The following is a 22873-nucleotide window of genomic DNA, read 5'->3' as shown; positions in this document are numbered from 1 at the left end:
GGGTTAGTCCTCCCCCAGGATCTGCGGCACCTTGAAACGCCGCTGCTCCTGGGCGGGGGCGCCGGAGAGGGCCTGCTCCGGGGTGAGCGACGGACGGACCTCGTCCGCGCGCATGACATTCGTCAGCGGCAGCGGGTGGGAGGTCGGCGGAACGTCTTGGTCGGCAACCTCGGATACGCGGGCGACCGCGCCGAGAATGTCGTCGAGCTGTCCGGCGAAGTGGTCGAGCTCTTCGTCCTTCAGCTCCAGACGTGCCAGCCGTGCGAGGTGGGCGACCTCCTCGCGCGTGATGCCAGGCATGCAGCGATCCTCAGGGGTGAGTGTGTGGATTTTGGCCCAATCCTATGGGGCCGGGGGCCGCCGCCACTAAACGGTTCCACCGGGGCAGTGCACGGAAAGCGGTCCGGGCCTCGGGGAAACACCTCACGGCCCTCCGGAGCGGGGGCATGGATCCGGGGGTGAGCCCGGCTTTCACAGGCCCATACCCCGGGGACGGGGGCCCTCCCCCGCCCGGGCGGGGACCGGGGCCGGGCCCGGATTCACGCCTGCGGATCCAGCGGATCCAGGCATTCATGGGACGGGTCCGGCTTCAGGGGCGGGTCCGGCTTCAGGGCCGGGCCGGGCACCGCCTTGCGGGGGCGGGTCCGGCCTTGCGGGGGCGGGTCCTGGGCGCCGCCGGACGGACGCCTGCCCGGGGCCGGGAGCCGGAGCCGGCTCTACGGCCGCGGGTCCTGCGCGGGACCCGGCCGGCCATGGACCACCACCTGCCCGGCCGGCCGCTTCGCCTTCTCCGCCGCGGCAGCAGCGGCGAGCTCCGCCGGCCGCTGCCATCCACGGGATCCCCGGGCCAGCAGCCAGGCCGTCGCTTCGTGCGGCGGCATCGCGGCCGCCACCAGCCAGCCCTGCACCGCGTCGCAGCCCAGATCGCGAAGCCGCTCCCAGGTCTCGTCGTCCTCGACGCCCTCGGCCACAACGATCAGGCCGAGCGAGTGCGCCAGGTCGACCGTGCAGCGGACGATCTCGGCGTCCTCGTTGTCGACCGCGAGCCGGGCCACGAACGACCGGTCGATCTTCAGCTCGCTCACCGGGAGCCGCCGCAGATGGACCAGTGACGAGTACCCGGTTCCGAAGTCGTCCAGGGACATCTTCACGCCGTGTGCGGTCAGCCCGGCCAGTGTGTCGGCGGCCCGCTGGGGGTCCTCCAGCAGGACGTGCTCGGTTATCTCCAGCTGGAGGGCGCCAGGGGGAACCCCGTGCCTGGCCAGCCGCGCAGCCACCGCGCCGGCGAAACCGGGGGTGTGCACGTCGCGCGGCGAGACGTTGACGGCCACCGGCACCTTCAGCCCCTGGGAGCGCCACTTGGCCACCTGGGCCAGGGCCGTCTCCAGGACGTACTCGGTGAGATGCGGCATCAGCCCCGAAGACTCCGCGATGGCGATGAACTCGTCCGGGGGGACCCTGCCACGCTCCGGATGCACCCAGCGGACCAGCGCTTCGAGCCCCGCCACCTGTCCGTCGAACCGGACCTTCGGCTGATAGTGCAGCTCCACATCGCCCGCGTCGAGAGCGCGCCGCAGATCGCCCAGCAGACCCAGCCGGTCAGGGGTGTTGGAGTCCCGCTTGGACTCGTAGACCTCGACACCCGTGCGGTCCCGCTTGGCCTGGTACATCGCGACGTCGGCGCGCTGGAGGAGCCCCTCGGCGTCCAGCGCGTGGTCGGGAAAGACAGCGACGCCCGCACTCGCCTCCAGCACCAGGGTGAGCCCGTCGAGGTCGAGCGGGGAGCCCAGTTCGGCCACGAGATGGCGGGCTATGCGCATCACGCTCGTCGCGGAGTCGGCCGCCGGGAGGAGTACGGCGAACTCGTCACCGCCGAGGCGGGCGACCTCCGCACCACGCGGCAGCGCGAACCGGAGTCGTTCAGCTATCTGCAACAGCAGCCGGTCACCCGCGAGATGCCCGAGAGTGTCGTTGACCGAGCGGAACCGGTCGAGGTCGATCAGCACCAGCGACGACCTGAATCCGCCGCTCTCCGCCTCCGCCAGCGCGGCCCAGGTCCGCTCCAGCAGCCACTGCCGGTTGGGCAGGCCGGTCAGCGGGTCGCGCAGCTGCTCCTCCGCACGGGCCGTGGCGATCCACAGCGTGGAGTCCAGGGCGATCAGCGGCACCGCGAAGAGCGGCAGCAGCAGCGGCATGGACATCGCCACCACGCAGATGAGCGGAGCGATCCCGAGCAGCGCGACGCCGACGAGTCCCTGCCGCACCAGCGCCGTACGGGCGACGGTCGGCAGCCCCTGCTTGTGCGGCGCCACAGCGGACCAGAGCAGCACCCGCGCCACGACCAGATAGACAACGGCCGCCAGAACGATCTCCGCTGCCGAGCCGATCCCCCAGTCGAGTGGATGCCAGGGGTGCTCGACCGTGGGGGTCTCGCCGAATACCGCCAGGACGAGCGCCGCGGCGCCGATGCCCAGGATGTCGGATGCACCGTGCAGCAGCCCCTGGCGCCAGCGGTGGCTGCGGGCAGCCCCTACGAGGACCACGACGGCCAGGCTGACCAGTGCGGCGGGCAGCCAGCCGTACAGCAGCAGGACGGCGAGGGTGAGGGCGGCACCGGATCCGGTACCGCCCCACCAGCGGTCCCGTCCGAGCGCGACCAGATGACCCACGATGATGCCGGTGAGGACGGCCAGCGCCCACCCCGCCGTGCCGGCGGGGAACAGGGCCCGGCCTTCGCTCACGGCGCCTAACGCCCCGGTCACCAGGACGACTGCGGCCAGCCCCAGGACGAACGGGAAGGCGGGCAGCCTCGCCACGGAGTGAGCGAGCTGCGCGAAACCGCGCACCCGTGACCCCGGATCGGCGCTCTCGGTCGGTTTCATGCCCGTCCCTCTCACAGCCGGCAGTGCCCATGCACGTGATGGCCCGCTGTCATGCCGTCACGGCTCATATCTTGTCCCGGACTCGGGAAGAAACTCCAGAGGAGGAATCTCCATAAGGGCAGGGCAGACTCATTGCAGCCGTGCGGGACGGGCGCACCCTTCAACAGTAGGCCGCTGAAGGCGCTGTCGGGCAGCGCTCTGCAGGTCTTGCCCGAATGCGACCCGACCGTCCTGAACCATCTGCTATGGGCCGAACGGGTGAGCTTGGCCCGGGCGGCCGCCGAGCTCCCCCGTTACTCCTCCGCCGGCACCGCGGCCTCCCGTGCGGCGTCAGGACCCTGTTCGAGCAGGACGGCGAAGCCTCCCTCGTCGAGCACGGGAACCTTGAGCTGCATGGCTTTGTCGTACTTCGAACCGGGGCTGTCCCCCACGACGACGAAGGCCGTCTTCTTGGAAACGGAGCCTGTCACCTTCGCACCGAGGCTCTGGAGCGCCTCTTTCGCGCCATCCCGCGTGTGGTGCTCAAGCGTCCCGGTCACGACAACCGTCAGCCCGTCCAGCGGTCGTGGACCCTCGTCCTCACCGGCCTCGTCCTCCATACGGACCCCGGCCGCCCGCCACTTGCGGAGGATCTCGCGGTGCCAGTCCTCCTCGAACCACCGCTTGAGCGAGGCCGCGATGGTCGGGCCGACGCCCTCCACAGCGGCCAGCTCCTCCTCCGTGGCCTGCTCGATCCGCTCGATCGAACGGAACTCACGGGCCAGCGCCTCCGCTGCCACGGGGCCCACATGGCGGATGGACAGCCCGGTGATCACCCGGGCCAGCGGGCGCTCCTTCGCCGCCGCGATGTTCTCCAGCATGGCCAGGGCATTCTTCCTGGGCTCGCCCTGCTGGTTGGCGAAGACCGTGGCGATCTTCTCCTCGCCCGTCTTCGGATCCCTCTTGGGAAGGCCGCTGTCCTGGTCGAGGACGTACGCCTTGATCGGCAGCAACTGCTCGATGGTCAGGTCGAAGAGGTCGCTCTCGTCCTTCAGCGGCGGCTCGGCCGGCTCCAGCGGCTGGGTCAGCGCTGCGGCCGCGACATAGCCGAAGTTCTCGATGTCCAGGGACTTGCGGCCGCCGAGGTAGAAGAGGCGCTCACGCAACTGGGCTGGGCAGGAACGGGCGTTGGGGCAGCGGAGGTCGATGTCCGCCTCCTTCATGGCCCGCAGGGGTGTGCCGCACTCCGGGCACTCGGCAGGCATCACGAACTCCCGCTCACTGCCGTCCCTCAGGTCCACGACGGGGCCGAGGATCTCGGGGATGACATCACCGGCCTTGCGCAGCACCACGGTGTCGCCGATGAAGACCCCCTTGGCCTTCACCACGTCCTGGTTGTGCAGTGTCGCGAACTCGACCTCGGAGCCCGCCACAGTGACCGGCTCCACCTGCGCGTACGGCGTGACCCTGCCGGTACGCCCGACGCCCACCCGGATGTTGACCAGTTTGGTGTTGACCTCTTCGGGCGCGTACTTCCAGGCGATGGCCCAGCGCGGCGCCCGCGAGGTGGAGCCGAGCCGCCCCTGCAGGGGGATCTCGTCGAGCTTGATGACGACCCCGTCGATCTCGTGCTCCACGGAGTGCCGGTTCTCGCCGAAGTAGGCGATGAACTCCCTGGCACCCGCGAGGTCGTCGACCACCTTGTTGTGCTTGGCGGTGGGCAGGCCCCACTCGTGCAGCAGGTCGTACGCGTGCGAGAGGCGGTCGATGTCGAAGCCCTCGCGGGCGCCGATGCCGTGGACAACCATGTGCAGCGGCCGGGTGGCGGTGACCTTCGGGTCTTTCTGGCGCAGTGAACCGGCAGCCGCGTTGCGCGGGTTGGCGAAGGGCTTGTCACCGGCTTCCACCAGCCGGGCGTTGAGCCCCTCGAAGGCTTCCATGGGGAAGTACACCTCGCCCCGGATCTCCACGAGCTCCGGAATGCGCTCCCCGTGCAGCCGGTGCGGGATGTCCGCGATCGTCAGGACGTTCGGAGTGATGTCCTCGCCGGTCCGGCCGTCGCCGCGGGTCGCGGCGCGAACCAGCCTGCCGTGCTCATAGGTGAGGTTGACGGCGAGGCCGTCCACCTTGAGCTCGCACAGGAAGTGGTATCCGGGCGAGCCGACCTCGCGCGCGACACGCTCGGACCAGGCGGCGAGCTCCTCGTCGTCGAACGCGTTGTCCAGCGACTGCATCCGGTCGCGGTGCTGCACGGAGGTGAACTCCGTCTCGTACGCGCCGGCCACCTTCTGGGTCGGCGAGTCCGGAGTCCGGAGCTCGGGATACTGCTCCTCCAGGGCCGCCAGCGAGCGGAGCTGCGTATCGAACTCAGCGTCGCTGACGACGGGCTGGTCCCGCACGTAGTACCGGAAGCGGTGCTCCTCGATCTGCTCGGCCAGCTGGGCGTGGTCCTCCCGTGCCTCCGCGGGCACCGCGCCTTCCTGTTCGACAGCCACCGTCTCGTCCTCCCGTTGATGAAACCGATCCCACTACTCAGGGTTGTCGGCGAGTGACCTCGCCGCCCGGGCGCAGTGGGCGAGCGCCGTGCGGGCGTAATCGGGTGACGCCCCCGCGAGCCCGCACGCCGGAGTGAGCACCAGCGACTCCGCGAGAGTCCCCGGATTCAGCCCCAGCCTGCGCCACAGCGTCCTGACACCCATGACGCTACCGGCAGGGTCCGACAATGCGGTGTCAGTGCCGGGCACCACACCGGCGAAGAGCTGGGTGCCGGCCTCCACGGCCTCTCCTACCGCCTCTTCATCACGCTCGGTGAGGAGGCTGAAATCGAACGAGATACCTGCCGCGCCGGCCCGGCGCAGCAGGGCGAACGGCACATCCGGCGCGCAGGAGTGCACGATCACCGGTCCGTCGCTCACCGCCATGACGTCCCGGAGCACCCCCTCGGTCACCTGCCTGTCCACAGCCCGGTGCGTCCGGTAGCCGCTGGCGGTCCTGACCCCGCCGCGCAGCACGGGGATGAGTGACGGTTCGTCGAGCTGGAGCACGACCTGCGCGCCGGGCACCCGCCGCCGCACCTCCGCGAGGTGGGCGCGCAGTCCCTCGGCGAGCGAAGCGGCGATGTCCCGGCATGCTCCGGGGTCCCCGAGCACGGCCTCGCCGCCCCGGAGTTCGAGCCCCGCGGCCAGCGTCCAGGGTCCGACCGCCTGGATCTTGAGCGGCCCCTCGTACCCCTGAGTGAACTCCTCCAGCGCGTCGAGGTCCTCGCCCAGCCAGGAACGAGCCCGCCTGGTGTCACGTCCCGGCCGGTCGCTCACCCGCCAGCCGCTCGGCTCGACATGCGCGTACATCTCCACGAGCATCCCGATGGTGCGCCCCAGCATGTCGGCGCCGGGGCCACGGGCAGGCAGCTCCGGCAGACAGGGGAAGTCCTCGAAGGAGCCGACGACTGTCTTCGCGCTCTCCCTCGCGTCGACGCCCGGCATGGACCCGATCCCGGTGGCAGGACCCCAACTGAACTTGCTCTTCTCGCTCACCCCCGAAGCGTACGAGAGTGCCCGGGCGGAACCGGCCCGGCCCGGGCGGTGTATGTATCAGTGAGCGCCAACACGGACGGGCTTTCGAGGGGGATACGGATGAAGGACCGGCTGGACGGCTGGACATGGAATTCCGGCGGCGGTGACACCGAGGCCGATCCGGGGCCTCCTCGCGGCGATCGCTACGCCGTTCCGCGGATGCACCGGACTCCGGCCCAGTCGGCGCGCGCCGCGGTGGCCTGGATCCGCACCAGATGGATCAGGCTGGTCACGGTCACGACCGTGCTGGTTCTCGCCCTCGGCGGCTGGCAGACGTACACGTACCTCACTCGCTTCCACGAGCAGATGACAGGCCCGCACGGCGCCTTCCCCACCGCACTCGGCACCGCCGCGCCCGAGCGGCCTGACCGGGTGCTGGCGAGTGGGAACGGCGCTCCTGCGGAGATCGCCGGCGGGCTTGTCCTGCACGAGCGGGACTACGGCGTCATGGCAAGCAGCGTCCGTACCGGCCGGACCTACTGGCATTACGGGCGCGAGAAGACAACGCTCATAGCGGAGTCCGTCGTCGGCGACGCCGTCGTCCTCTGGTACGGGGACGGACTCGCGGTCTCGGTGGATCTGCGCAGCGGGAAGCCGCGTTGGCACACGAAGCTGGCGGGACAGGCCCGGGAGGACACCGGCGACCGGGTCTGGCGGGCAGGGAAAACCGTGATCATCAACCAGCAGGACCGGTTGACCAGTCTGTCGGCGGGCAACGGAAAGCTGCTCTGGTCCCTGGCCCCGCCCAAGGGGTGCAAGGCCTGGGACCGTAAGGCACCTGTCGGCCTGTCGGGCACGGCGGCGTTCGACGCCACCCACTGCTCCGAGACGGAGGGGGTGAGCTTGTACGGAGTGGACACGGCCGACGGCCGGACCCGCTGGCACATCCGGAACGAGGTCGTCGGCTACGGAAGTCTCGGGGACCACACGCTGGTCTCCGTGGGGGTCACCGGCTCCCTGGTCACCGTGGATGTCTCGGGGCCCCGGCCGCGGATGCGCTCGTCCTCCCTGTCCCCCGAGACGTACCTGCGCGGCATCAGCAGCGGCATGATTCTTCTCAGCACGGGGAAAGACACCTCACTCACCGCACGGCAGGTGAGCAGCGACAGCAGCAGCAAGGTCCTCTGGACCGTGAAGGCGGAGAAGGGGCGTGTGCTCGGGATTCCCCGGGTCGCCGACGGCCGGGTGTACATACCCCAGTACCAGTCACCGGCCAGGGCAGAACAGCACAAGGCGCCCGGCCCGCCCCACCTGCTCGTGCTGGATTCCCGGACCGGTCACGAGCTGCACCGCACCGCGCTTCCTGCCTCGCTGTACCGCAATCCGAACGCTGTCGCCACGGGCACCATGGCAGTCCTCGGCGCGAACTCCGGTGTGGTCAGGGTCGGCTGGATCGGCTTCCTGGTCTCCTCCGAGGACCAGGTCGCCCTGGCCGAATAGTGAGGTCAGAGCGACCTGGCCGGCACCGGAAGACAGGGTGAGAGCGGCCGCTGGCCAGGTGTGCAGGTGTGCAGGTGTGCAGGTGTGCAGGTGTGCAGGTGTGCTGTCAGCGTCCCGCGCGCACCGTCACGTCGTTGATCTCGGCGTCGCGCGGCAGATCCAGGGCCGCGAGGATGGTCGTGGCCACCGACTCGGGGTCGATGAGACCTTCCGGGCGGTACTCCTTGCCCTCCTGCGAGTGGACCTTGGCCTGCATGGGGCTGGCCGTGCGGCCCGGGTAGACCGAGGTGACCCGGACACCGTTCGCGTGCTCCTCCTCGCGCAGGGCGTCGGCCACAGCCTTGAGGCCGTGCTTGGCAGCGGCGTAAGCACCCCATTCCGCATGGGCGTTGAGGCCGGCGCCGGAGTTGACGAAGAGGACCTGGCCGCGGACGGTTCGCAGCTGCGGCAGCATCAGCCGGGTCAGCTCGGCCGGGGCGATGAGATTGGTGTTGAGCTGCTGGTGCCAGGTCGGGGGGCGCAGTTCCGCGATGGGAGAGAGATCGACGATGCCCGCGATGTGCAGCAGCGAGTCGACCTGTTCCGGCATCGTCTGCTTGTCGAGAGCCCAGGAGATGCGGTCGGGGTTCGCCAGGTCGGCGACGAGAGTTTCCGCACCGGCGAAGCGTCCCGCGAGCTCCTTGGCGCGCCCCGCGTCGCGCGCCACGATGACGAGGTGGTCGCCGCGCTCGTGGAGGCGGCGCGCGACGGCCGCGCCAATGCCGGAGCCGGCGCCAGTGATCACATGTGTAGCCATGGGGCCCATCGTCGCACTACTGGACGCCCTGCGACTCCTCCAGGTACGCCAGCGCGGCCACCCCGTCCTCGGCGAAGAAGACCAGGTCAGTGAGGGGGACGGGCAGGAAGCCCTCGTCGTCCATCCGCTGGAACTGCTGCTTGAGACCGTCGTAGAAGCCGGCGGTGTTGAGCAGCACCACGGGCATCACGGTCTTGCCGTGCTTCTTCAGCTCCAGGATCTCGGTGGCCTCGTCGAGCGTGCCGGTGCCACCCACCATGATCACCACAGCGTCGGCCTTGGCCAGCAGCAGCGCCTTGCGCTCGGCGAGGTCGGAGGCGATCACCATTTCGTCGGCGTTGGTCCGGGCGCTGGCCGCGAGGAAGTCCACCGAGACCCCGACGAGCCGTCCGCCGGTCTCCTGCACGCCGTCGGCCACTACCTTCATCAGCCCGCTCTCGGAACCGCCCCAGACGAGGGTGTGTCCGCCCTTGCCGAGCAGTTCGGCGAATTCACGGGCGGGGCGGGTATAGCGCTCATCGAGGTCCGCGGCGGAGAGGAAGACACAGATATTCATGCGTCCACGGTAGAGGCAGCCGACGGGGAAGAAGTTCCGGCCCGTATGCGCTGAATCACATATGACGACAGGACATCGCATCACCATCGAGCAGGGTACCGAGCATGTACGGGTGGTCCGCGAGGGCCGGCTCCTGGCGGAGAGCCGACGGCCCCTGCTGCTGCACGAGACGGGGCTCCCGGTGCGCTACTACCTCCCGCCGGAGGACGTGCGCGCCGAGTTGCTGACACCTTCGCAGACGCACACCCACTGCCCGTTCAAGGGGGACGCCTCCTACTGGTCCCTGCCTGAAGCGGCCGACCTCGTCTGGGCTTACCCCGAGCCGCTGGCCCAAGTCGCCCAGATCAAGGACCACTTCTGCTTCTACGACACCGAAGTGGTCTGAGCCCAAGGAGCGAGACAAGCGAGACAGAGGGAGGCCGTAGCCCCCCCCCTCAGGGGGGGCCTACGACGGCAGGGTGGGTCCGGCGGGCCGTCCGGCGCCGGATGCCGCGGCCTCCCGGGGCGGCCCGCTGCGGGTCGCCGCCCGGTCGGTCGTGGCGATCGTCGCCGAACCGACGACGCGAGTGCCGTCGTAGAGCACGATCGCCTGGCCGGGCGCCACACCCCGTACCGGCTCGTCGAAAGCGACGTGCAAGGTGTCGGTGACCAGTTCCGCGGTGACGGGCGTCTCGCCGCCGTGCGCGCGGAGCTGGGCGGTGTAGGTCCCGGGCCCGGCCGGGGCGTCGCCGCACCAGCGGGGCTTGATGGCGGTGAGGTGACTGACGTCAAGGGCCTCGGCCGGGCCCACCGTCACGGTGTTGTTCACCGGGGAGATGTCGAGGACATAGCGCGGCTTGCCGTCCGGTGCGGGGTGGCCGATCCGCAGGCCCTTGCGCTGGCCGATGGTGAAGCCGAAGGCACCCTCGTGGGTGCCGATCTTCGTACCCGCCTCGTCGACGATGTCGCCGTCTGCGGTGCCGAGGCGCGCCGCGAGGAAGCCCTGCGTGTCACCGTCCGCGATGAAGCAGATGTCGTGGCTGTCGGGCTTCTTGGCGACGGCCAGTCCACGGCGCTCCGCCTCGGCGCGGATCTCGTCCTTGGTGGTCAGGGTGTCACCGAGCGGGAACATGGCGTGCGCGAGCTGTCGCTCGTCCAGCACTCCGAGGACGTACGACTGGTCCTTGGCCATGTCGGAGGCCCGGTGCATCTCGCGTGAGCCGTCCGCGTTCAGGACGACCGTCGCGTAGTGGCCGGTGCACACCGCGTCGAAGCCCAGGGCGAGCGCCTTGTCCAGCAGCGCCGCGAACTTGATCTTCTCGTTGCAGCGCAGGCAGGGGTTGGGGGTGCGGCCGGCCTCGTACTCCGCGACGAAGTCGTCGACGACGTCCTCGCGGAAGCGTTCGGCCAGATCCCAGATGTAGAAGGGGATGCCGATGACGTCCGCCGCGCGACGGGCGTCGCGGGAGTCCTCGATGGTGCAGCAGCCACGCGCGCCGGTACGGAACGACTGTGGATTGGCGGAGAGGGCCAGGTGCACACCGGTCACGTCGTGCCCGGCCTCGGCGGCGCGGGCGGCGGCCACGGCGGAGTCCACACCGCCGGACATCGCGGCCAGTACCCGGAGGGGTCGGGGGCGGGGGCTCTGGGGTGTCTGAGTCATAGCCGTACCAGGGTACGGGCACGCGGGAATCCCGCGCTCGCGCGGATGCGTTGACGGACACATGAAACGTACGGGCGGCGACAGGGACCGGCACGTGGACCGGCGAGCCCTGCTGGTCGGCGGGCTCGGGGCCGCTGCGGGCGCCGCGGCGCTGGGCAGAAACGAGCTGTCGCACGTGTGGGACAGGCTGTCCGGCGACGGGGGGCCGCACCGGGGCACAGGCCCGGTGGACTATGCCGGGGCCCAGTGGTCCGCCGCGTCCCCGGCCAACTACCGGCAGGCCAACCGGCCCCATGACTATGCGATAGACCGGATCGTCATCCATACCGTCCAGGGCAGTTCGGCGATGGCACTCAGAGTCTTCGCGGATCCGGCCCACGCAGCCGCGGCGCACTACGTCGTCGGCCGGGGCGGAGCGGTGGCGCAGACGGTCCGGGAACTCGATGTGGCCTTCCATGCCGGCAACCGTGTCTACAACGAGCGCAGCATCGGGATAGAGCACGAGGGGTTCGTGGACCGGGCATCGTCCTACACGGACGCCCTGTACCGGTCGTCCGCGCGGCTCACCGCGGAGATCTGCGCCCGGTACGGGATCCCGGTGGACAGGCGGCACATCATCGGCCATGTGGAGGTCCCGGGGGCCGACCACACGGACCCGGGGCCCTACTGGGACTGGGCGTGGTACGTGCGGCTGGTGCGCAAGGCGCGGGAGCAGCGGACCTGACCGTGCCGCCCCGGGACGGCGCCGGGCCGGTCCCGGCCGGCTCAGCTCAGACCGGCCGAGCGAGCCCGTTCCACCGCCGGGCCGATCGCCTCCGCAACCGCCGCCACGTCCGACTCGGTGGAGGTGTGCCCGAGCGAGAACCGCAACGTGCCGCGGGCCAGGTCGGGGTCCGTGCCGGTGGCCAGAAGTACGTGGCTGGGCTGCGCCACGCCCGCCGTGCAGGCGGACCCCGTGGAGCAGGCGATGCCCTGGGCGTCCAGGAGCAGCAGCAACGAGTCGCCCTCGCAGCCGGGGAAGGTGAAGTGGGCGTTGGCCGGGAGGCGGTCCACCGGGTCGCCGCCCAGGATGGCCGTGGGGACCGCGGACCGTACCGCTGCGATCAGCCGGTCGCGGAGCGCGCCGATCTCCCGGGCGAAGTTCTCGCGCCGTGCGGCGGCCAGCGTTCCCGCCACGGCGAAGGAGGCTATGGCCGGGGCGTCCAGCGTCCCGGAGCGGACGTGGCGCTCCTGCCCCCCGCCGTGCAGCACGGGGACCGGTGTGTACTCACGGCCGAGCAGGAGGGCGCCGATGCCGTAGGGGCCGCCGATCTTGTGGCCGGACACCGTCATCGCGGCCAGGCCCGAAGCGGCGAAGTCCAGTGGGAGCTGGCCGTACGCCTGTACCGCGTCGGCGTGCAGCGGAATCCCGAACCCGGCTGCCACGTCGGCCAGTTCACGGACCGGCATGACTGTGCCGATCTCGTTGTTGGCCCACATCACGGTGGCCAGCGCGACATCCGACGGGTCGCGTTCGATCGCCGCGCGGAACGCGTCGGGGCTCACCCGGCCGTATGCGTCGACCGGAAGGTACTCGACCGTCGCACCCTCGTGCTCGCCGAGCCAGTCGACGGCGTCCAGCACCGCGTGGTGCTCGACCGGGCTGACCAGTACGCGGTTCCTGCGCGGTTCGGCATCGCGGCGGGACCAGAAGAGGCCCTTCACCGCGAGGTTGTCGGCCTCGGTGCCGCCCGCGGTGAAGACCACCTCGCTGGGGCGTGCGCCGAGCGACTCGGCGAGAGCCTCGCGGGACTCCTCGACGGTACGCCGGGCCCGTCGCCCGGCGGCGTGCAGCGATGAGGCGTTGCCGGTGACGGTGAGCTGGGCGGTCATCGCCTCGACCGCCTCCGGAAGCATGGGAGTGGTCGCAGCGTGGTCGAGGTAAGCCATGGTGCCGACGATTCTACGAGTTCCGGGGCGGCCGACCCGCCGCGCGTCCCGGATGACCGTCCGGAACCGGTCAGCCGCCGAAGTTCCAGATCACTGCGCCGCTCGACGTGAAGACGGTCGCCAGGACCACCAGGTCGGCCACGCCGAGTGCGAGGCCGAGCAGAGCGCGGCCCCGGCGGGCCGTACCGCGCCACAGCGCGAGACCGGACAGCACGATGGCCGTGGGGCCCAGGACGATGTTCAGTACGAGCAGACCCAGCAGACCGAGCACGAACGAGGCGACGGCCATGCCGTCGGCGTCACGGATGCCGGTCCGGTTGCGGGCGGATGCGGTGAGTTCCACGGTGCTGCTCCCTTGCTTGTCGGGGTGCTCGGCCATGTGCTTGTCGGGGTGCTCGGTCATGCGGCCGGAGACGCGGCCACGGGTCAGGTGCTCGTTCACTTGCCGAGACGCCCGGCGTAGCGCCCGCGGCCGAGACGCTCGCGGAGGGCGAACACGGCGAGCCAGCCACCGATGACCGCCGCGGCGATCAGGGAAACGGAGAGCGGGAAGTGGGCGACGGCGCCCAGCACGACTCCGAAGACGAGGAGAAGCGCGACGAGGGCAATCATCACTGAGTCCTTTCGGTACGCCCGGTCCGGCGTACGTACGGATCGACTGAGTGAACAATTGTGAGTACGACTGTTCACTGACTGCTGAGTCTACGCTTCCCTTACGCGGAGAACGGTTGTTTACTGAATGGCATGAGTCACACCGTGGGCATCCGTCAGGCCCAGAAGCAGAAGACCCGCCAGGCGCTCCTGGACGCGGCGCTCGGCCTGCTGGAGGAGCAGAGCCTGTCCAGCCTCGGCCTGCGCGAGGTGACCCGCGCCGTGGGAGTCGCCCCGACGGCCTTCTACCGGCATTTCCGGGACACCGCCGACCTCGGGGTCGCGCTCGTCGAGGAGACCCTCGGTTCCCTGCACGGGCTGATCGCCGCGACACTCAAGGACACCGGCGACAGCGAGGTGCGCATCCGCGCCACCGTGGACCTGATCGCCGCCCTGGTCCTCACACACCCGGCCCACGTCCGGTTCATCGCCCGCGAACGGCACGGAGGCGTCCAGCCGGTGCGTGCGGCGATAGCGGCCCAGCTGCGGCTCTTCACGCAGGAGGTGGCCGCCGCCTTCGCGGGCGACCCGCGGTCCGGAGGGTGGAGCGAGGACGATCTGCTGATGCTGGCAGGCGTCTACGTGGATCACATGGTGATGACCGCATCGGTCCTGCTGGAGGCCGCGGAGGACGGACCCGAGGCGTCGGAGCGGGCGCGGGACATGGCCCGGCGCCAGATGCGCCTGGTCAGCCTGGGCCGGCTCCACTGGCTCGACTGAGCCGCCCGCCCCGGCGTGGATCCGGCCGGGGCGGGCGCCGCGGCGCAAACCGCGGCCGCTCCCCCGCGGCGCTACCCCCGAGGGGCCAGCGCGAGCTGCCGGGACTGCGCCACCAGCCGGTCCGCGCTGTCCCAGACCTCCGCGTCCTCCTCCAGGAAGCCGCCCGCGAGGTTGCGGGTGACGATCGAGACCCGGAGCGGGCCCGGCGCCGGGCGGCACCGGACGTGCGTGGTCAGCTCGACGGTGGGCACCCAGCCCTTGATGCCGAGCTCGAAGGCGGTCGGCGGCAGCGCGTCCACCGTCAGCAGCAGGGAGAGCGGATCGGCGTCGCGGCCGTCGGCCAGTCCGAACCACGCGCGCATCTCCCCCTTGCCGGACGGCGCGCCCACCGCCCACCCGCAGGTGGCCGGGTCCAGCTTGAGCATCAGGCGCTCCGTGATCGCGGAGGAGCCGGGTATGGGCGCCGGGCCGTCACCGGAGCCCAGACAGTGCTCGATGGGCGGGATCGACGGCGGCTTGGCGGTGGTGCGCACGTCGTCGGAGAGGGCATCCAGGTCTCCGTACGAGGCGAGCACCCGGATCCGCTCGACCTCGGTGCCGTCCTCCGCGTACTGGAAGAGCGACGCCTGGCCGGTGGAGAGCGTGCGGCCGCTGCGGACCGTCTGGGTTCGGATCACCGCCGGGCCGGGACGGGACGCGGTCACATAGTGCGCGGAGACCGAGAACGGGTCGGGGTGCGGGAGCGCGTCACCGAGTGCGCGGCCGATCAGAGCCAGCAGATAACCGCCGTTGACCGCCTGGATGATGGTCCAGCCCGCGGACAGCTCCGCGTCGTAGACGCCTTCTTCACGACGGGTGACTGCGGTGTCGCGGTCGAACTCGCTGTCCCCGATGGATACCTGTGCCATGAAGGCACCGTACACCGCAAAGTTACTCGTCGGTAGAGACAGCTGAGGAACGCCGGTGCCAGGCCCGCCAGGCCCGCCAGTGGAAGCGCAGGGCGAGCAGCCGCAGCACGAAACAGGTGAGCGCCGCGATGCAGCCCGTGGTGGTGGTGAGCACGTCGAACCGGATGAAGAGCGCCACCATGGCGGCCCCCACCACCGCGGGCACGGCGTACAGGTCGCGGTCCCAGCGCACCAGCGACGGCGTCTCGTTGGCCAGGACGTCACGGAGCACGCCGCCGCCGACCGCCGTGGCGAGCCCCATCACCGCGGAGGCGGTGAAGCCGAGCCCGTAGTCGTACGCCTTGGTGGTGCCCGTCACACAGAAGAGGCCGAGTCCGGCCGCGTCGAAGACGTTCACCCCGACCTGGATCCGCTCGACCTCGGGATGGAGGAAGAAGACCAGGGCGGCCGCGATCAGCGGCGTGACGAAGTACCCGAGGTCGGTGAAGGCGGCGGGCGGCACCGCGCCGATCACGATGTCGCGGAACAGCCCGCCGCCCAGCGCCGTGACCTCGGCGAACACCGCGATCCCGAAGACGTCGAAGTTCTTCCGTACGGCGAGCAGCGCACCGGAGATCGCGAACACGAAGATTCCGACGAGGTCGAGCGCGTGCTGGACGGAGGTGTTGAACAGATCATGGAGCACCCGACAGTTCTACCCCCGCGGCGCCCGCCACGTCGCAGCGCTCCGCCCCGGGAGCCGGCTAAGGGCTGTCCCGTAATCCCCGGCGGGCGCACGACGACAGCTACGGCACCTCGCCGCGTTGTCGGAACGCCCGAATACATCCAGTATGCGAGCGCCCCTCCGCCTTGCGATGCACCGCATCTGACGCCCCGCGCTGATCCACCAGGGATTACGGGACAGCCCTTAGAGCGCCGGTTTGCCCGGGGTGCGCAGCCATGCGTCGAAGAATCCGCCGAGCCGCTGCCCGGAGATCTTCTCGGCGAGCGCGGTGAACTGCCCCGTGTCGGCGTTGCCGTAACGGTGCGCTTTCGTCCAGGCGGGCAGCAGCCGGAAGAACGCCTTGTCCCCGATCCGGTCCCGCAGCGCCTGGAGCGTCATCGCACCACGGTCGTAGACGGCCGAGGAGAACATCGTGTCGCGCTGCGGGTCGGCGACCTTCGTCTCCCAGAAGGACGAGTTCGCCGGGGTCGCGTTGTACTCGGCGAGGAAGGCGTCGTGGGCCGGGCGCTTGCCCTCGTGCTCGTCCCACAGCCACTGGGCGTACGTGGCGAAGCCCTCGTTCAGCCAGATGTCCTTCCACTGCTTCACGGAGACGGAGTCGCCGAACCACTGGTGCGCCAGCTCGTGCACGATCGTCGACTCGTTGCGCACGGCCGAGTAACTCGGCTTGGACTGGGTCTCCAGCGAGAAGCCCGCCTGCGGCATGTCGTCGACCACCGCACCCGTCTCCTCGAACGGATAGGGCCCGAAGAGCTTCGACCAGTAGTCGGTGGCCGCAGCGGTCACCGCGTAGACGTCGACGGCGTTGCTGTGGGCGAGCACCGGGTCGATGGCCACGTAGATGGGGGTGCCCGCGGGCGTCCGGCCGGTCCTGACGTCGAACTTCCCGATCGAGGCGGTGGCGAGGTACGTGGCCATCTGCCGGGACTCGCGCCAGTGCGAGACGGTCGAAGCGCCCTGCGTACGGCTGGAGACCAGCCGTCCGTTGGAGACGCCGGTCAGCCCCCTGGGCGCCTTGATGGTGACGTCGAAGGCGGCCTTGTCCGAGGGGTGGTCGCTCGAAGGGAACCAGGTGGAGGCAGCGTTGGGCTCGCAGGCGACGAAGACGCCGTCCTTCGTCTTCATCCAGCCGTAGTCGGAGCCGAAGACGATCGGGCCGCTGAGCGCTTGCGGCACACCGCCGTAGACGACCCGCACGGTGAAGGTCCGGCCCTTGTGCAGCGAGGCGGCCGGGGTGATCCGTATCTCGTCGCCGGAGCGGGTGAAGCGGGCGCGGGCGCCGTTCACCTCGACCGATGCGACCGCCAGCTTCTGGAGGTCCAGGTCGAAGGAGGAGAGGTTCTGGGTGGCGCGGGCCGTCACCGTCGTCCGGCCGTCGAGCCGGCCGGTGTCCGGTTGGTACGCGACGTCGAGGCCGTAGTGCAGGGCGTCGAAGCCACCGTTGCCCAGCTGCGGGAAGTAGGGGTCGCCGATGCCGGCCGCACCGGGTGAGGGCGCCGGAGCGGCTGCTGTGACACAGAGGGCAGCCGTCGCGGTGGCGAGGGCGGCCAGACGTGCCGAACGGGAGAGCGCCAAGAGTCTGCCCTTCGTACGTGCGCCGTTGTTACGGACACGCTGACTCTGCACTCTCCCGTTTAGGCATGCTCATGACTTTACTAAGTTGTCATGAGCAGCCCGAAGTCACGCCTCGCAGCGATTACTTCTTCTCCGGATCCCCCGCGGGGCCAGGCTCCGGTGAGGTGTCAACCGAGGGAGCGTCCGGTGCTGCGGCGTCCGCTACTGCGGCGTCCGGCCCGGCTGAGGCGTCCTCCTGGGCGGCGGTGACCTCCGCGGGGGCGTCCTGCGCGGCGGTGGCCTCCGCGGGGTCGTCCTGTGCGGCGGAGGCGGCAGCGGCGTCCGGTCCCGGCGCGGGCTCCGCCCCGGAGTCCGCGGCCGGCGGCCCGGCCGGCTCGGTCTTCGCGACCGAGACCAGCGCCGCCGCCTCCCGCGCCTGCGGCAGCCGCTCCTCGCCCGGCACCTGGTCGGGTGCGTTCTCCGGGTGGTGGCAGGCCACCTGGTGTCCGGTCCGCAGCTGCAGCAGCGGCGGCTCCTGCACCCCGCAGATCTCCGTCGCCTTCCAGCACCGGGTGTGGAACCGGCAGCCGGCCGGCGGGGAGATCGGCGAAGGGACGTCGCCCTCCAGCCGGATACGGTCGCTCTTGGCTCCCTTGCGCCGCGGGTCCGGCACCGGCACCGCAGAGAGCAGCGCCTTGGTGTACGGGTGCATCGGCGACTCGTACAGCGACTTGCGGTCGGCCAGCTCGACGATCTTCCCGAGGTACATCACCGCGATCCGGTCCGAGACGTGCCGGATGACCGAGAGGTCGTGGGCGATGATCACGTACGTCAGGCCGAGCTCGCTCTGGAGGTCGTCCAGCAGGTTCACCACCTGCGCCTGGATCGACACATCCAGCGCCGAGACGGGTTCGTCCGCGACGACGAGCTTGGGCCGCAGTGCGAGCGCGCGGGCGATACCGATGCGCTGGCGCTGACCGCCGGAGAACTCGTGCGGATAGCGGTTGTAGTGCTCGGGGCTCAGACCGACCAGCTCCAGCAGGCCCTGCACCTCCTTCTTCACACCGCCCTCGGGCTCGACGCCCTGGAGCCGGAAGGGGGTGCCGATGATCCCGCCGACGGTGTGCCGGGGGTTCAGCGAGCCGTACGGGTCCTGGAAGATCATCTGTACGTCGCGGCGCATCGGCCGCATCCGCCCGGCGGACAGGTGCGTGATGTCCTTGCCCTCGAACTCGACCTTGCCACCGCTCGGTTCGAGCAGCCGCGTGATCAGCCGGCCCATGGTCGACTTGCCGCAGCCCGACTCCCCCACGACACCCAGGGTCTCCCCCGGGTACACGTCGAACGACAGCCCGTCCACCGCCTGGACCGCGCCCACCTTGCGCTTCAGCACACCCTTGGTGATCGGGAAGTGCTTGACCAGGTCGGTGACCCTCAGGAGCGGCTCCGCCCCGGAGTCCTTGGCGGGAGCCTTCGCCGCGGCGGAGTCCTTGGACGTCTGCTGCGGGACCTTCGGAGCCTCGGGAGCCTGCGGATCCTTCTTCTTCTGATCAGTCACAGCTTCGGCGCAATCTCTTCGGTCCAGATCTTTTCCCGCTGGGCCTTCGTCATGTGACAGGCGGAGAAGTGCCCCTCCGTGCTCTCCCGCAGATCCGGACGCTCGGTGCGGGTGATGTTGTCCTTGGGCACGTCGGCATACGGGCAGCGGGGGTGGAAGGCGCAGCCGGACGGCACGTTGATCAGGCTGGGCGGGGAGCCCTTGACGGGCACCAGACGCTCGGTCTGCTCACGGTCGATGCGCGGCATGGAGCCCAGCAGCCCCCAGGTGTAGGGGTGCTGGGGCTCGTAGAAGACCTTCTCGGCCGAGCCGCGCTCGATGCAGCGGCCCGCGTACATCACCAGGAGCTCGTCCGCGATCTCGGCGACGACGCCGAGGTCGTGGGTGATGATGACGACGGCCGAGCCGAACTCCGTCTGCAGATCGCGGATGAGGTCGAGGATCTGCGCCTGGACGGTCACGTCCAGGGCGGTCGTCGGCTCGTCGGCGATGAGCAGCTCGGGGTTGTTGACCAGGGACATCGCGATCATCGCGCGCTGGCGCATACCGCCGGAGAACTGGTGCGGGTAGTCCTCGAAGCGGCGGTGCGGCTCGGGGATGCCGACCCGGTCGAGCATCTCGACCGCACGCGTGCGCGCGGTCTTCTTGTCGACCTTGTTGTGGACGCGGTACGCCTCCACGATCTGGGCGCCGATGCTGTAGTACGGGTGGAGCGCCGACAGCGGGTCCTGGAAGATCATGGCCATCTTCTGGCCGCGGAGGTTACGGACCCGCTCGGGTCCCGCTCCGATCAGTTCCTCGCCGTCGAGCCAGATCTCACCGGAGATCCGGGCCCGGTCGGAGTTGTGCAGGCCCATGATCCCCAGTGAGGTCACGGACTTGCCGGAGCCGGACTCGCCCACGATGCCGAGCGTCTGACCGGCCTTCAGGTCGAAGCTGACGCCGTCCACGGACTTGACCAGGCCGTCGTCGGTGTCGAAGTGGATCCGCAGGTCCCGGACGGAGAGGAAGCTCTTGCCGGCCGCGGACGGCGCACCGGCCTGGCCGCTCTTCGCGGGCTCGCCGGAACCCTTCTTGCGCACGTCGCTCATGAGAGCCTCACCCGGGGGTCGATCGCGGCGTACACAAGGTCCACCAGCAGGTTGCAGACAACGATGAAGAAGGCGGCCACCAGCGTCACGCCCATGACGACCGGAAGGTCGCTGCGGGTCACACCCTGGATCGCGTAGGCCCCCATCCCCTGGAAGGAGAAGACGGTCTCGGTGATGACGGCGCCGCCGATGAGCAGCGCGAAGTCCATGCCGAAGATGGTGACGAGCGGGGTCAGCGCGGCGCGCAGACCGTGCTTGACGACCACGTTCCGCTCGCGCAGACCCTTGGCCCGCGCGGTTCTGATGTAGTCCTCGCCCATGGTCTCCAGCATTCCGGCCCGGGTGAGCCGGGCGTAGAGCGCCGAGTACAGGAAGGCGAGGGTGCACCAGGGAAGGATCAGGTTCCAGGCCCACTCCGCCGGGTTGTCCGTGAAGGGCACGAACTGCAGATCGCCCCAGACCGTCCAGTGGAAGCTGAACAGGGCGAGCGAGACCAGACCGGTGAAGAACATCGGCAGCGAGACGCCGGCCAGTGCCACGCCCATCGCGAGCCGGTCGATGAGCGTGCCCCGCTTGAGCGCGGAGACCACTCCGGTCGCCACACCGGTGACGACCCAGATGACCGCCGCACCGACCGCGAGCGACAGCGTCACCGGGACGCGCTGCTGGATCTCCGGCCAGACCGCCGAGTGGGTCTTGAAGGAGTAGCCGAAGCACGGCGCGTGGCACACGGCGGGATCGGGCCCGAAGTGGTAGTTCGCGCCGACGACGATGCCCTTGATGAAGTGCCAGTACTGCTCGTAGAGGGGCAGGTCCAGCCCCAGGTTCTTCTTGACCGCGGCGATCGTCGCCGGGTCGGGGCTCTTGCCCACGTACTGGGCAGCCATGGAGTCGGTCGTCTGCCCGCCGAGGCGGGGGACGAGGAAAAAGATCGCGAAGGTGACTGCGCTGACCACCAGCAGCAGCAACACCGCGGCGAATACGCGTCGGATGATGTACGCAGCCACAGCCGTGCGGCGCCGGGTCGGACGGACGGGGTAGGCCCGTCCGTCCCGGCGCCTTCACCTGCCTTTCAGGGGGTGCTGTCGATGAACAGGTGTTACTTCTTGGTCGAGGTCATCAGCACGTAGTCGTACATGCCGAGGTACGCCTGACTGACCGTTACGTTCGCCGCCGAGTCCGGGCGGTAGAGCAGGTTCTTGCGGTAGAAGAGCGGTACGACGGAGGCGTTCTCCATCACCATCTGGTCGACCTTGCCCCAGGTGGCGTTGCGCTTCGCGTTGTCCAGCGTCCCGATGCCCTTGACGATCTCCGCGTTGATCTTCGGGTCGTCGAGCTCCATCAGGTTGGTGCCACCGGACGGCTTGATGGCCTTGCCGTCGACGATCTGGTCGATGTAGCCGAAGCCGGCCGGCCAGTCGGCGCCCCACGCCATCATCATCATTCCGGCGTTGTTCTTGTGGACCCAGTCCGGGACGCCCGCGAAGTCGGTGAAGTACTTGTCCGACGGGAACGTCTTGATGTCGGCGACGATGCCGATCTTCTTCAGGCTCTGCTGGAGCTGCGTCGCGCTGGTGACCTCGTCGGGACGGTCGGAGCGGGCGGTCAGCGTCGTCTTGAAGCCCTTGGGCTTACCGCACTTGGCCAGGTACTGCTTGGCCTTGGCGATGTTGCCCTTGTTGCCGGCCGTCGGGTACAGGTCGAACTTCTTGTAGCCCGAGACACCCGGCGGGATGACGGTCGTGGCCGGGTCGCCCCGGACCGCGCCGCCGATGGCGTCGACCATGTCGGCCTTGTCCGTGACGTACTGGACGGCCTTGCGGCAGTCGGCGTTGTCGAACGGCTTCACGTGCACGTTCAGCGCGAGGTACTGCAGCGCGCCGGCGTACGGGTCGTCCGTCTTCGCCTTCTCGGCGACCTTCGTGAGGACCTTCGGCTGCGTCTTGGACTGCAGACCGGTACCGGCGATGTCCGCGGTGCTCGTGTCACTGAGCAGGTGCTCGTCGACGGTCGTCGGCGTGATGTTCAGCTTCAGGTTGATCTTGTCCGGCAGCGCCTTGCGGATCGGGTCCGTCTTCGGGTCCCACTGCGGGTTGCGGACCAGCGTCGCGCCGCGGCTCTCGCTGTACGAAGCGAACTTGTACGGGCCCGAGGACACGATGTTCTGGACGTACGAGGCGCCCTTGTCGGCCTTCTGCGGCACCGGGGCCGTCTGCGAGAAGGACGCGAGGTAGTCCATGTCCGCGAACGGCTTGCTCAGGTGGAAGACGATCGTGGAGTCGTCCGGCGTCTCGATGGACTTGAGACCGTCGGGCGACTTGTCCTTGTAGGGACCCTTGTACTTGTCGCCGTCCTTGAGGTACGTGCTGAAGTACGTGGGCCCGTTGGACAGCGCCTCACGGGCGAAGGTCCGCTCGACGGCGTACTTGACGTCCTTCGAGGTGATCACGGTGCCGTCCTGGAACTTCACGCCCTTGCGGAGGTGGTAGGTCCAGGTCTTGGCGTCCGGGGTGGCCTTGCCCAGGCTCGTCGCCAGGTCGGGCACGATCTTGAGCCCTTCCTTGCCGGCGGCCGGCTTGAAGGTCACCAGCGCACGCGCGTAGAGCCGGGAGAAGTTCTGCACCCAGCCGTAGTACGTGTTGCCGGGGTCCAGGGAGTCCGGGCCACTGGAGTGCTCGTAGGTGACCGTCCCCCCCTTCTTGTCGGTCTTGTTGACGATGCTGGTCAGAGCTGCGTCGGCCTTGCCGTGGCTGCCCCCGCTGCCACTGTCACTGCTCCCGCAAGCGGTGGCAGCGAGCCCCAGCGCTACCGTCGCGGCTATTGCCGCTGCCGTCTTCCTGCTTCTCATGCTGAGGAAAGCCCCCTCGGTTG

Annotated in this window: 21 protein-coding genes; 4 read left to right on the top strand and 17 right to left on the bottom strand. The window is 69.8% G+C overall.

What is annotated here, in order from left to right:
* Positions 1-3 precede the first annotated feature (3 nt).
* From gatC to OG917_RS24575, 4 genes are all read right to left on the bottom strand, one after another.
* Entirely contained in the window at positions 4-300 is a 297-nt protein-coding gene (gene gatC, locus OG917_RS24590; RefSeq protein ID WP_266852761.1) for an Asp-tRNA(Asn)/Glu-tRNA(Gln) amidotransferase subunit GatC, read from the bottom strand.
* A 416-nt stretch (positions 301-716) separates the two neighbouring features.
* Positions 717-2882, bottom strand: a complete 2166-nt coding sequence (locus OG917_RS24585; protein ID WP_328319778.1) for a putative bifunctional diguanylate cyclase/phosphodiesterase — start codon at positions 2880-2882, stop codon at positions 717-719.
* Between the two features lie 293 nt (positions 2883-3175).
* Positions 3176-5356 (bottom strand): NAD-dependent DNA ligase LigA, encoded by a 2181-nt coding sequence (gene ligA, locus OG917_RS24580; RefSeq protein WP_328319777.1) that lies wholly within the window; start codon positions 5354-5356, stop codon positions 3176-3178.
* A gap of 33 nt (positions 5357-5389) precedes the next feature.
* Positions 5390-6394: a methionine synthase gene (locus OG917_RS24575; RefSeq protein WP_328319776.1), complete on the bottom strand. Its 1005-nt coding sequence runs from the start codon at positions 6392-6394 to the stop codon at positions 5390-5392.
* Positions 6395-6454: 60 nt separating this feature from the next.
* On the opposite strand from OG917_RS24575, the gene OG917_RS24570 reads away from it, so the two are divergent.
* Positions 6455-7873: an outer membrane protein assembly factor BamB family protein gene (locus OG917_RS24570; protein ID WP_328319775.1), complete on the top strand. Its 1419-nt coding sequence runs from the start codon at positions 6455-6457 to the stop codon at positions 7871-7873.
* A gap of 106 nt (positions 7874-7979) precedes the next feature.
* Here OG917_RS24570 and OG917_RS24565 read toward each other — a convergent pair whose 3' ends face one another.
* Both OG917_RS24565 and OG917_RS24560 read right to left on the bottom strand, forming a co-directional pair.
* The gene (locus tag OG917_RS24565; protein ID WP_328319774.1) at positions 7980-8678 is read right to left on the bottom strand and encodes an SDR family oxidoreductase; all 699 of its coding nucleotides are present in this window, start codon (positions 8676-8678) and stop codon (positions 7980-7982) included.
* Positions 8679-8685: 7 nt separating this feature from the next.
* Positions 8686-9225, bottom strand: a complete 540-nt coding sequence (locus OG917_RS24560) for a TIGR00730 family Rossman fold protein (protein WP_328319773.1) — start codon at positions 9223-9225, stop codon at positions 8686-8688.
* 61 nt (positions 9226-9286) lie between these two features.
* On the opposite strand from OG917_RS24560, the gene OG917_RS24555 reads away from it, so the two are divergent.
* The gene (locus OG917_RS24555; protein WP_328319772.1) at positions 9287-9610 is read left to right on the top strand and encodes a DUF427 domain-containing protein; all 324 of its coding nucleotides are present in this window, start codon (positions 9287-9289) and stop codon (positions 9608-9610) included.
* A 60-nt stretch (positions 9611-9670) separates the two neighbouring features.
* Here the strand turns inward: OG917_RS24555 and mnmA are convergent, their stop codons facing one another.
* Positions 9671-10867, bottom strand: a complete 1197-nt coding sequence (gene mnmA / locus OG917_RS24550; protein ID WP_328319771.1) for a tRNA 2-thiouridine(34) synthase MnmA — start codon at positions 10865-10867, stop codon at positions 9671-9673.
* Between the two features lie 61 nt (positions 10868-10928).
* Here mnmA and OG917_RS24545 point away from each other — a divergent pair, with 61 nt between their 5' ends.
* Entirely contained in the window at positions 10929-11591 is a 663-nt protein-coding gene (locus OG917_RS24545) for an N-acetylmuramoyl-L-alanine amidase (RefSeq protein WP_328319770.1), read from the top strand.
* A 41-nt stretch (positions 11592-11632) separates the two neighbouring features.
* On the opposite strand, the gene OG917_RS24540 is transcribed toward OG917_RS24545, so the two are convergent.
* From OG917_RS24540 to OG917_RS24530, 3 genes are all read right to left on the bottom strand, one after another.
* Complete coding sequence (locus OG917_RS24540) at positions 11633-12796, bottom strand: cysteine desulfurase family protein (protein WP_328319769.1); 1164 nt, start codon at positions 12794-12796, stop codon at positions 11633-11635.
* A gap of 70 nt (positions 12797-12866) precedes the next feature.
* Positions 12867-13139 carry a DUF4190 domain-containing protein gene (locus tag OG917_RS24535; protein ID WP_328322152.1) on the bottom strand — a complete coding sequence of 91 codons (273 nt, stop codon included), beginning with the start codon at positions 13137-13139 and terminating at the stop codon, positions 12867-12869.
* Between the two features lie 95 nt (positions 13140-13234).
* Entirely contained in the window at positions 13235-13408 is a 174-nt protein-coding gene (locus OG917_RS24530; protein ID WP_328319768.1) for a hypothetical protein, read from the bottom strand.
* Between the two features lie 132 nt (positions 13409-13540).
* Between OG917_RS24530 and OG917_RS24525 the strand changes: the two genes are divergently transcribed.
* Positions 13541-14167, top strand: a complete 627-nt coding sequence (locus tag OG917_RS24525) for a TetR family transcriptional regulator (protein WP_328319767.1) — start codon at positions 13541-13543, stop codon at positions 14165-14167.
* Positions 14168-14238: 71 nt separating this feature from the next.
* Here the strand turns inward: OG917_RS24525 and OG917_RS24520 are convergent, their stop codons facing one another.
* From OG917_RS24520 to OG917_RS24490, 7 genes are all read right to left on the bottom strand, one after another.
* Positions 14239-15075 carry a thioesterase family protein gene (locus tag OG917_RS24520; RefSeq protein WP_328319766.1) on the bottom strand — a complete coding sequence of 279 codons (837 nt, stop codon included), beginning with the start codon at positions 15073-15075 and terminating at the stop codon, positions 14239-14241.
* Between the two features lie 22 nt (positions 15076-15097).
* Positions 15098-15760 (bottom strand): trimeric intracellular cation channel family protein, encoded by a 663-nt coding sequence (locus OG917_RS24515; protein ID WP_328319765.1) that lies wholly within the window; start codon positions 15758-15760, stop codon positions 15098-15100.
* A gap of 222 nt (positions 15761-15982) precedes the next feature.
* Positions 15983-17374 (bottom strand): M1 family metallopeptidase, encoded by a 1392-nt coding sequence (locus tag OG917_RS24510; RefSeq protein ID WP_328319764.1) that lies wholly within the window; start codon positions 17372-17374, stop codon positions 15983-15985.
* 121 nt (positions 17375-17495) lie between these two features.
* Positions 17496-18791 (bottom strand): ABC transporter ATP-binding protein, encoded by a 1296-nt coding sequence (locus OG917_RS24505; RefSeq protein WP_443059101.1) that lies wholly within the window; start codon positions 18789-18791, stop codon positions 17496-17498.
* A gap of 116 nt (positions 18792-18907) precedes the next feature.
* The gene (locus OG917_RS24500; protein WP_328319761.1) at positions 18908-20002 is read right to left on the bottom strand and encodes an ABC transporter ATP-binding protein; all 1095 of its coding nucleotides are present in this window, start codon (positions 20000-20002) and stop codon (positions 18908-18910) included.
* Positions 19999-21009 (bottom strand): ABC transporter permease, encoded by a 1011-nt coding sequence (locus OG917_RS24495; RefSeq protein WP_328319760.1) that lies wholly within the window; start codon positions 21007-21009, stop codon positions 19999-20001. The genes OG917_RS24500 and OG917_RS24495 overlap by 4 nt, the downstream gene beginning before the upstream one ends.
* Before the next feature lie 92 nt (positions 21010-21101).
* Positions 21102-22850: an ABC transporter substrate-binding protein gene (locus OG917_RS24490; RefSeq protein ID WP_328319759.1), complete on the bottom strand. Its 1749-nt coding sequence runs from the start codon at positions 22848-22850 to the stop codon at positions 21102-21104.
* Positions 22851-22873 lie beyond the last annotated feature (23 nt).

Source organism: Streptomyces sp. NBC_00388 (genome assembly GCF_036061255.1).
GTDB lineage: Bacteria > Actinomycetota > Actinomycetes > Streptomycetales > Streptomycetaceae > Streptomyces.
This window is presented reverse-complemented; position numbering and strand designations above follow the sequence as displayed.

Coding starts and splice junctions, on each gene's coding strand:
- gatC (WP_266852761.1), bottom strand. CDS start 300: ATGCCTGGCATCACGCGCGAGGAGGTCGCCCACCTCGCACGGCTGGCA.
- OG917_RS24585 (WP_328319778.1), bottom strand. CDS start 2,882: ATGAAACCGACCGAGAGCGCCGATCCGGGGTCACGGGTGCGCGGTTTC.
- OG917_RS24565 (WP_328319774.1), bottom strand. CDS start 8,678: ATGGGCCCCATGGCTACACATGTGATCACTGGCGCCGGCTCCGGCATT.
- OG917_RS24560 (WP_328319773.1), bottom strand. CDS start 9,225: ATGAATATCTGTGTCTTCCTCTCCGCCGCGGACCTCGATGAGCGCTAT.
- OG917_RS24555 (WP_328319772.1), top strand. CDS start 9,287: ATGACGACAGGACATCGCATCACCATCGAGCAGGGTACCGAGCATGTA.
- mnmA (WP_328319771.1), bottom strand. CDS start 10,867: ATGACTCAGACACCCCAGAGCCCCCGCCCCCGACCCCTCCGGGTACTG.
- OG917_RS24545 (WP_328319770.1), top strand. CDS start 10,929: ATGAAACGTACGGGCGGCGACAGGGACCGGCACGTGGACCGGCGAGCC.
- OG917_RS24540 (WP_328319769.1), bottom strand. CDS start 12,796: ATGGCTTACCTCGACCACGCTGCGACCACTCCCATGCTTCCGGAGGCG.
- OG917_RS24530 (WP_328319768.1), bottom strand. CDS start 13,408: ATGATTGCCCTCGTCGCGCTTCTCCTCGTCTTCGGAGTCGTGCTGGGC.
- OG917_RS24525 (WP_328319767.1), top strand. CDS start 13,541: ATGAGTCACACCGTGGGCATCCGTCAGGCCCAGAAGCAGAAGACCCGC.
- OG917_RS24520 (WP_328319766.1), bottom strand. CDS start 15,075: ATGGCACAGGTATCCATCGGGGACAGCGAGTTCGACCGCGACACCGCA.
- OG917_RS24500 (WP_328319761.1), bottom strand. CDS start 20,002: ATGAGCGACGTGCGCAAGAAGGGTTCCGGCGAGCCCGCGAAGAGCGGC.
- OG917_RS24490 (WP_328319759.1), bottom strand. CDS start 22,850: ATGAGAAGCAGGAAGACGGCAGCGGCAATAGCCGCGACGGTAGCGCTG.